8 protein-coding genes are annotated in these 8,545 nt (G+C 68.6%); 3 read left to right on the top strand and 5 right to left on the bottom strand.

Translation table 11 applies throughout. The features are described 5' to 3' along the window. On the bottom strand, positions 1–666 hold a 666-nt coding region (locus tag FAB82_RS23225), incomplete at its 3' end, for an RNA-guided endonuclease InsQ/TnpB family protein (protein WP_136536942.1). A gap of 225 nt (positions 667–891) precedes the next feature. Between FAB82_RS23225 and FAB82_RS23220 the strand changes: the two genes are divergently transcribed. Beyond that, positions 892–1,809: an ABC transporter ATP-binding protein gene (locus FAB82_RS23220; protein ID WP_136536941.1), complete on the top strand. Its 918-nt coding sequence runs from the start codon at positions 892–894 to the stop codon at positions 1,807–1,809. Beyond that, on the top strand, positions 1,806–2,948 hold the full coding sequence (locus FAB82_RS23215) for an ABC transporter permease (RefSeq protein WP_136536940.1): 1,143 nt from the start codon (positions 1,806–1,808) through the stop codon (positions 2,946–2,948). Before FAB82_RS23220 ends, FAB82_RS23215 begins: the two co-directional genes overlap by 4 nt. Positions 2,949–2,954: 6 nt before the next feature. Here FAB82_RS23215 and rsmI read toward each other — a convergent pair whose 3' ends face one another. Then, a complete protein-coding gene (gene rsmI, locus FAB82_RS23210) occupies positions 2,955–3,806 on the bottom strand; it encodes a 16S rRNA (cytidine(1402)-2'-O)-methyltransferase (protein ID WP_136536939.1) in 852 nt (283 codons plus the stop codon). A gap of 203 nt (positions 3,807–4,009) precedes the next feature. Here rsmI and FAB82_RS23205 point away from each other — a divergent pair, with 203 nt between their 5' ends. After that, positions 4,010–4,687 carry a restriction endonuclease gene (locus FAB82_RS23205; protein ID WP_136536938.1) on the top strand — a complete coding sequence of 226 codons (678 nt, stop codon included), beginning with the start codon at positions 4,010–4,012 and terminating at the stop codon, positions 4,685–4,687. A 62-nt stretch (positions 4,688–4,749) separates the two neighbouring features. Here FAB82_RS23205 and FAB82_RS23200 read toward each other — a convergent pair whose 3' ends face one another. The 3 genes from FAB82_RS23200 to FAB82_RS23190 form a co-directional block, all read right to left on the bottom strand. Further along, on the bottom strand, positions 4,750–6,093 hold the full coding sequence (locus tag FAB82_RS23200) for a S1C family serine protease (protein WP_168801734.1): 1,344 nt from the start codon (positions 6,091–6,093) through the stop codon (positions 4,750–4,752). 234 nt (positions 6,094–6,327) lie between these two features. After that, positions 6,328–7,824, bottom strand: coding sequence for a sensor histidine kinase (locus FAB82_RS23195; protein ID WP_136536936.1), 1,497 nt, complete (start codon positions 7,822–7,824; stop codon positions 6,328–6,330). Next, on the bottom strand, positions 7,821–8,528 hold the full coding sequence (locus FAB82_RS23190; protein WP_136536935.1) for a response regulator transcription factor: 708 nt from the start codon (positions 8,526–8,528) through the stop codon (positions 7,821–7,823). The genes FAB82_RS23195 and FAB82_RS23190 overlap by 4 nt, the downstream gene beginning before the upstream one ends. Positions 8,529–8,545: the final 17 nt, after the last annotated feature.

Below are 8,545 nucleotides of genomic sequence, written 5' to 3'. Positions count from 1 at the left end.
TTTTCGTTCCAGCCGGGCGAAGAACTTCGGATTCTCGATCCACTTGCCCCCGCGCAGCACCGCGAAATCCTTCAGCCCCAAGTCGATCCCGGTCTCCGCTTCCGGATCCGCCATCGGCTCCAACCGCTCGGCGTCGCCATCGATCGAGACGACGAAACTGGCGTAGTACTTCCCGGTCGGGCTCTTGATAACCGTCACGCTGGACGGAGCGGCCGGAAGGTCCCGTGACCACGCCACCGTCACCTCCCCGACCTTCGCTATATACAACCGGCCGTTCGGCCGCAGCACAAACCCGCGTTGGGTGTACCTCGCCGATTGCATACCCGTGCGCCGCTTGAACAGCGGCCGACCAATTCGCGGCCCGGCACGCTTGCTCGACAACGAATCGAAAAAGTTCCGGTACGCCTGATGGCAGTCACGCAACACCTGCTGCAATGGCACCGTCGACACCTCGGCCAACCACGACCGCTCCGGGGTTCGCTTCGCCGCGGTTATCAACGCCTTGTCCAACTCCGATGTCAACGGATACGGCAGTCCTTTGGCATGCGCGTGCTTCCTCGCCGCGACCGCGTCGTTCCAGACCGTGCGAACACATCCGAATACCCGAGCCAACTCCCGCCGTTGCGGGGCTGTCGGGAATATCCGGTACCGGTACCTGAGCTGCACCCCACGACCCTAAACAAGGGGTATGACACTTCTCCGGACCTCCGGTTCGAACAGCCCGCTCTGCAGCTTCACCAGCAAGCAACCACCCGCGAATCCTTCCTGACCTGAGGACCCACGCATACTCGCGTAATGCAGTGAATGAATCCCGAGATCCGTGGACGGCCTCCTGGCAGCGGCCCCGACGAGAACCCCGTCACATTGACGCATGGCATAGCGTTGCGCAGTATGGAAGCCGCCATTGAGGTCACCGATCTGCGAAAGACATACAGCGGCCGGAAGACCGGGAAGATCCGCGCCGTCGACGGGGTGAGCTTCCGGGTCGAGCCGGGCGAGTTCTTCGGCATCCTCGGTCCCAACGGGGCCGGGAAGACCACCACCCTGGAGATCGTCGAGGGGCTGCGCAAGCCCGACTCCGGCGAGGTCCGCCTGCTGGGCCGGTCCCCGTGGCCCCACTCCCCCGAGCTGGCCGGTCGCATGGGCGTCCAGCTCCAGTCCTCGGCGTTCTTCGAATTCCTCTCGGCCCGGGAGCAGCTGGACACCTTCGCCAAGCTCTACGGGGCGGGCCCCGAGCGGTCGGCGGAAATGCTCGACATCGTCGGTCTCGGCGACTTCGCGAACGTGCGGGCCGAGAAGCTCTCCGGCGGTCAGAAGCAGCGGCTTTCCATCGCCTGCTCCCTCGTCGGCGACCCGGAGCTGGTGTTCCTGGACGAGCCGACCGCCGCACTCGACCCGCAGGCCCGGCGGAACCTGTGGGACCTGATCCGGCGCATCAACGACGAAGGCCGCACCGTCGTGCTGACGACCCACTACATGGAGGAGGCCGAGGCGCTCTGCGACCGGGTCGCCATCATGGACGCGGGGAAGATCCGCACCATCGGGACCCCGGCCGAACTCATCGGCGAGCTCGACGCGCCCACCCGCATCGCCGTCGCCGCAGGTCAGCTGGATTCCGATCAAGTGACAGCAATTGCGGCGGGCGAGACGGTGCGCGAGGACGAGGGCCAACTGGTCTTCGAGACCCGCGACCCGCAGAAGCTGTTGACGGCGCTGGCCGCGGACGGCGCCCTCCAGGGCCTGTCGGTGCGGACGGCGAGCCTCGAAGACGTGTTCCTTGAAGTGACCGGACGGGAGTGGCGCGAGTGAGCACCGAGATGCGGACGAGCGAGCAGGCGCAGACGCCTTCGGGAACGGAGCCGCAGGCGGCGACGCGGCCCGGCGTTCGCCCCAGCGCCATGGGGACCTATCTGGCGCTGGTGAAGGCCCTGTGGCTGTCGTGGACCCGCGACAAGGCCCAGGTGTTCTTCAACCTGCTGCTGCCACTGCTGTTCCTGGTGCTGTTGTCGCTGGTGTACGGCCCCGGCGGCGACCCGGTCCCGAAGGTGCTGACCGTCGGCGACGTCGCGGTGCTGGACGGGGTCGGTGCCGACGAGCTCGAGATCGAGACGGTCTCGGGGATCGACGGCGCGCTCGAACAGGTCGAGGAGGGCGAGGCCGACGCGGCCGTCGTCCAGGACGGCGACGCGATCACCATCTACTACTCGCAGACCACGGGCGTCACCGGCGAGCTGGCCGAGGCCCGCCTCGGCGAGCTCATCGCCGACGCCAATGTCACCGCCCTGACCGAGGACGGGACCGCCCTGCCGCTGGACTCCGAGGACGTGGCCGCCGAGGACCGCTCGATGCAGCCGGTGCAGTGGCTGGCGCCGGGCATGCTCGCCTGGGGCATCGCCATCTCGGGCGTGTTCGGCGCGGCCGGCACGATCGTGGACCTCAAGCGCGACAAGCTGATCCGCCGCCTCCGCGTCACCCCGGCCTCCTCGGGCCGCTTCATCGCCGCCCGCATCAGCGTGAGCCTGCTGGTGGTGCTGCTCCAGACGGTGGTGTTCCTGAGCATCGCGGCGGGACTGCTCGGCTTCACGCTGTCGGCGTGGACGTGGTTCGTGATCCCGCTGGTGCTGCTCGGGACCTTCTCGTTCCTCGCCATAGGCGTCATCATCGGCTCGATCGCCAAGACGAGCCCGGGCGCGGCGGGCCTGAGCAACCTCGTGACGATGCCGATGGCGTTCGTCTCGGGCGCGTTCTACACGGTCGACGCGCTGCCCGGCTGGATGTCCTGGATCTCCCAGCTCTCCCCGATGACCCACCTGAACCTGGCCATCCAATCGGTGGCGACCCTGGGCGAACCCCCGAGCATGGTCCTCGGCCACATCGCCTACCTCGCGGGTTTCGCGGTCGTCGTCTCCCTGATCGCCTGGAAGACCTTCAAGTTCGACGAACTCTGACCGGCCTCAATCGGGATTGATCGTGGCGTTGTAGACGTCCCTGCGGCTCACTCCGAAGCGCGCGGCCACTTCCTTCATGGCCGCCTTTCGGTCCTCGCCGGCCGCTTCGAGTTCGGCCACGGCCGCCGCCATCGCCTCCGGGGTGGCGTCCTGCGGGTCCGGGCCCGACCAGCCCGCGACCACCAGGGTGATCTCGCCGCGCGGTGGGTCCTCCTCGGCGCCCTCGGCCAGCGCCGACAGGCCGCCCCGGCGCACCTGCTCGTGCGTCTTCGTCAGCTCCCGGCACAGCGCCGCCTCGCGCTCCGGCCCGAAGGCGTCCGCCATGGCGCGCAAGGTGTCCGCGATGCGTCGCGGCGACTCGAAGAACACCATCGTGCGCCGCTCCCGGGCCAGCGCCCCGAACTGGCGCCGCCGCTCGCCGTCCTTGCGGGGCGCGAAGCCCTCGAAGCAGAAGCGGTCGCACGGCAGTCCCGACAGTGCCAGCGCCGTCGTCACCGCGCTCGGGCCCGGCGTGCAGGTGACCGGGATCCCGGCGTCGATCGCCGCCCGCACCAGGCGAAAACCGGGGTCGGAAACCGACGGCATGCCGCCGTCGGTGATGACGGCGACCCGCTTTCCGTCGTACAATTGTTCGATGAGCATCTGGGTTCGACCGGACTCGTTCGCCTCGAAATACGATGTGACCCGCGCACTCGTCGTGACGCCCAGCTCGCCCAGGAGTCGTTGCAGCCGACGGGTATCCTCTGCCGCGATGATGTCGGCGCGAGCCAACTCGGCAGCCACCCGAGGTGAGGCGTCCTCTGGATTTCCCAGCGGCGCACCGAGAAGCACCACAACGCCGGTCGAAGATGTTGACATCCGGCCAGTATCCACTACCTTCGTTGCAGGGCCGCCACACCGGTGATCATGCCGCGACACATCGCACACGCAGGTTGCCGGGTCATGTTGTCGGGTACCGGACAGTGGTCTTACAAATGAGCGAAGGGTAACGGATACTCGGTGTAACAAGCCAGGTGACATAACGCTAACCGCACGCCCCCTTCAGCACAGTGGAGGCCGCCATGTCCGTGTTCCTAAGAGTGGGAGCGGGAATCGCCGTTCTCATCCTCGGCTACTTCGCTCTCGGCTTCGTAGCCGACCACTGGGCCTGGTTCGCCTCGGTAGCGATCCTGTTGGGGGGCACCGCAACCGCAGCGTGGGTCCTATTCCGCAGCCGCGGCGGTGACCGCCACGAGCGCACCATGACCCCCGAGCGCCAAGAGCTCATGCGCAGCGTGGGCCGGATGAACATCCCGACCTTCGACGCCACCGTCGCCCAGCTCCTGGTCCGCCTCGACGCCAAGCGCATCAAGAAGTTCGGGCACCGCCAGAACGACCTCGGCTGCAACTTCGTGGTCACCTTCAACAACGGCAAGCGCATCATCGTGCGCGCCAAGAAGGACGACCGCGCCATGAAGCGCCAGAATGGCACCCGCCACGTCCAGATCCTCGGCGGCGAGATCAAGGCCCGCTGGGACTGCGATGCCGGGGTGCTCATCACCAACGCCAACCTGCACTGGCTCCATCACTCGGCCCGCAACGAGGCCGTCGCCGCGCAGTTGGGCGTCCTCATCATCGACCACAACCGGCTCGCCGAGTGGATCGACACCGGATTGCCGCCGGCCGAGCTCCGCATGGCGCCGGCGCAACTCACCGGATCCGAAGAGCGCCAAAGGGAGACGACGAGCGCGCATCAGTGAACTGCGCAGAGTTCGGCCCCGAGGCTAGACGCCTCGGGGCCGAGTTCTGCCAGCCGATGCGCTTATTGGGTGGCCAGGGTGGCCTCGGTCGTCTGCTCCTGGTCGTCCCTGGTGAAGGTGATGGTGACCTTGTCGCCGGAGGCCTTGCTCTGCACCACCGAGACGACCTCGGCAGCGCTGGTGACGTCCTGGTCGTCGATCTTGGTGATGACGTCGCCCTCCTGGAGCCCGGCCTCGGCGGCCGGCGAGCCGTCCTCGACGGCCAGGACCATCGCCCCGTTGCCGTCGGTGTCGGAGACCGACACGCCCAGGTAGCCCTGCTCGACCGAGCCGTGCTCGATCAGCTGGTCGACCACGTCCTTGACGGTGTTGGACGGGATCGCGAAGCCCAGGCCGATGCTGCCGGACTCGGTGGTGGCGATCGCCGAGTTGATGCCGACGAGCTCGCCGTTGCCGTTCACGAGGGCGCCGCCGGAGTTGCCCATATTGATCGCCGCGTCCGTCTGGATCAGCCCGGAGAGGGTCGTGCCCTGCGCGGACTGCATCTGGGAGTCCTCTCCGGCCACCGTCATGGAGCGGTTGAGCGCCGAGACGATGCCGGTGGTGACCGTGCCCTCCAGTCCCAGCGGCGAGCCGATGGCGACGGTGACGTCGCCGACCTGCAGCGAGTCGGAGTCGCCGAAGGCCACCGGGGTCAGGTCTTCGCCCCCGGAGACCTGGATGACGGCCAGGTCCTGGGTGGCGTCGGTGGCCACGATCTCGGCGTCGGCGCTAGAGCCGTCCGAGAAGCGGACCTCGACGCTCTGGGCGCCGTCGACCACGTGGTTGTTGGTGACGATGTAGCCGTCGTCGGAGTAGACGACGCCGGAGCCCTCGGCCGCGTCGGTCACGATGGTGACCACGGACGGGCTCACCTCGTTGACGATGTCGGTATAGGTCTGGCCGTCGCCGGCGTCCATCGACACCGATTCGACGGTGGTGGTGCCGCCCTTGCCATCCGAGAGCCAGTATCCGGCGATGCCGCCGGCGCCGCCGGCGAGGAGGGCCAGGGCCAGAGCGCCCGCGACGAGTTTGCCGCGGCCCTGCTTCGGCGGGGCGATGGGCGCCCCGGGCTGGGAGTACATGGGGCCGCCGGGCGGCGGGTACGGCGGGGGCCCGCCGGGCGCGGCCATGTGCGGCACGGCGGGGGGCGCGGGCTGCGGGGCGCCGGGCTGCATGATGCGGGTGCCGTCTCCCGGCTGGGCGGCGGCGTCGGCGCCGGGGCCGTACGCGGAGACCGGCGCGCTCGGGGCGGCCTCACCGGGACCGGCCGCGGCGGCGGCCTGATCGAATTCGGGCCCGGCATGGGCCGGGTCGGCCTGGCTGTAGTCGGGGGCCGCGGGTGCTGTGACCTGATCTGGGCTCAAGTTCTTCGTCTCACCGTTCGATCCGGAGGGCTCCGGCGTGGACGGTGTCGAGTCAGCGGGGTTCGGAGCCGCCTGTGCTTCAGGACGATTCGGCGTCCCCTCCGGGCTCTGCGGCTCCCTGGCCCCCTCGGGGACCGAATTGCTCTCAGTGTTGCTCATGAATAGCAGCATGCCGGGCCTTGCTCTCGGTCCGCTGCAAAAACGCCTTAAAACCCTTTAAGAACCGAATCGCGCTCACGGCGTCGGTTCGGCGGCGAGCTTCACGGTGAACACCGTGCCCTCACCAGGGGTGGATTGGACCTCGACGGTGCCGCCGTGTCCCTTGACGATGGCCATCACGATCGCCAGCCCCAGCCCCGAACCGGCGTGCCCGACGGCCTCGGAGCGGTAGAAGCGCTCGAAGACGCGCTCGGCGGTCTCGGGGTCCATGCCGGGCCCGTTGTCGGCGACGTTGAGGCGCACCCCGTCCTCGTCCGCGGCGACCTCGACGGTGATGAGCGTCCCGGTCGGGGTGTGCCGCACCGCGTTCGACAGGAGGTTGTCGAGGACCTGGCGCATCCGGGCCCGGTCGGCGGCCACGATGGCGGGCCGCCCGGAGGACTTGAACTCGAACTGGTGGTCCACGTCGGTGACGGCGTGGGCGGAGACAGCCTCGTGGCCGAGCACCGCCAGATCGACCGGTTCGGTCTCGACCGGCCGCTCCTGCCCGAGCCGGGCCAGGTGCAGCAGGTCGCCGACGAGCAGGCCCATCCGCTTGGCGGCCTCCTCGATCTGTCCGATGTAGTGCTGCCGCTCGGACTCGGGCATGTTCGGGTTGGTGCGCACGAGTTCGGCGTAGCCGCGCACGGAGGTCAACGGAGTGCGCAGCTCGTGGGAGGCGTCGGCGATGAACTCCCGCATGCGCTGCTCGGAGTCGTGCGCGCGTTCCTCGGAGTACTCCCGGGCCCGCACGGTGCTCTCGATCTTGCCGAGCATCGAGTTGATGGCGTAGCCGACGCGGCCGACCTCGGTGCCCGGATCTCGGTCGGGCACCCGGCGCGAGTAGTTGCCGGCCGCGATCATCGCGGCGGTGTTCTCGATCTGCCGCAGCGGCGAGAGGCTGGCCCGCACCAGGCCGACGCCGAGGGCGGCGAGCCCGGCCAGGACCCCGGCTCCTATGAGCAGGTCGACCCACACCAGGCCGGCGACGGTCTTGTCGAAGTGGGTGAGCTTGTAGGAGAGGACGTAGTAGGCGGCGTGCTCACCGGTCTGCGTCTCGGGATCGAAGTCGGGGCTCTGGCTGCCGACCATGGAACCGACGACGCCGAGCACCCTCCACCGGGTGGTGCCGTCGGCGCCGAGTGCGGTGAAGGCGTTCCCCTCGGCGGCCTCCAGTTGCGCCAGGTCGAACACGGGCACATCGGAGCGGTCGCGAGGGTGGTCGAGGCGGTTTCCCCCTGCCGTCCCGTCGTCATAGACGGCGCTGAAGATGTACTGGTTGGGCCGCAGCTGCGGCGCCGAGTTCTCATCCTCGGAGAAGTCGAGCTCACTGGGGCTGGTCTTGAGCAGTGTGGACTCCAGCTCGTCGTCCACGGTCCCCAGGAAGTAGGAGTGGAGGGCGAGGATGGTGGAGACGCTGATGAGCAGGAGCGAACCCGCCACGAGCACGAGCACCGCCGCGGTGAGGCGCACCCGCAGCGGGGTGCGGTCCCACCGGTCCCGAATGGACTGGGCGATGCCTGGCCTGCTCAACGATTCTGCTCCCGCAGGACGTAACCGATGCCGCGCAGGGTCTGGATGAGCTTGGGGTCGCCCGTGTCGACCTTGCGGCGCAGGTAGGAGACGTAGGACTCCACGATGCCGTCGTCGCCGCGGAAGTCGTAGCGCCAGACGTGGTCGAGGATCTGGGCCTTGGACAGCACCCGTCCGGCGTTGATCATGAAGTAGCGCAGCAGCTTGAACTCGGTGGGCGAGAGCTGCACGGCCTCGCCGGAGCGCCACACCTCGTGGGTCTCCTCGTCCAGTTCGAGGTCGGCGTACTTCAGCCGCGAGGGACGCGGCAGCTCGCCGCCGGAGCGGCGCAGGACCGCGCGGATGCGGGCGACGACCTCTTCGAGCGCGAACGGCTTGGTGATGTAATCGTCACCGCCGGCGGTCAGACCGGTCACCGTGTCGGCGGTGTCATCTCGGGCGGTGAGAAAGAGCACCGGAGTGCGGTCGGAGCTGGAGCGGAGGCGGCGAACCACCTCGAAACCGTCGAAGTCGGGCAGGCCCACGTCGAGGACGACCAGGTCGGGGCGGTGCCTGGCGACGGAGCGGAGCGCTTCGTCGCCGGTGCCGACGGCGTGGACGGCGAATCCCGCGTAGCGCAGCGAGGTCGCCAGCAGCTCGCAGATGTTCTCCTCGTCCTCTACGACGAGCAACGTGGCCTCGGACTCGGTGTTCGGCTGGGGCATAGACCTCATCTTCACAT

Source organism: Glycomyces buryatensis (assembly GCF_004912275.1).
In the GTDB taxonomy this organism is placed as follows: Bacteria; Actinomycetota; Actinomycetes; order Mycobacteriales; family Micromonosporaceae; genus Glycomyces; species Glycomyces buryatensis.
Note: the sequence above shows the minus strand (reverse complement) of the source record. Positions and strands in the feature narration are given on the sequence as shown.

What these genes read in the sequence shown, in the direction of transcription:
- rsmI (WP_136536939.1), bottom strand. Translation starts at nt 3,806, where the DNA reads ATGTCAACATCTTCGACCGGCGTTGTGGTGCTTCTCGGTGCGCCGCTG.
- FAB82_RS23190 (WP_136536935.1), bottom strand. Translation starts at nt 8,528, where the DNA reads ATGCCCCAGCCGAACACCGAGTCCGAGGCCACGTTGCTCGTCGTAGAG.
- FAB82_RS23205 (WP_136536938.1), top strand. Translation starts at nt 4,010, where the DNA reads ATGTCCGTGTTCCTAAGAGTGGGAGCGGGAATCGCCGTTCTCATCCTC.
- FAB82_RS23220 (WP_136536941.1), top strand. Translation starts at nt 892, where the DNA reads ATGGAAGCCGCCATTGAGGTCACCGATCTGCGAAAGACATACAGCGGC.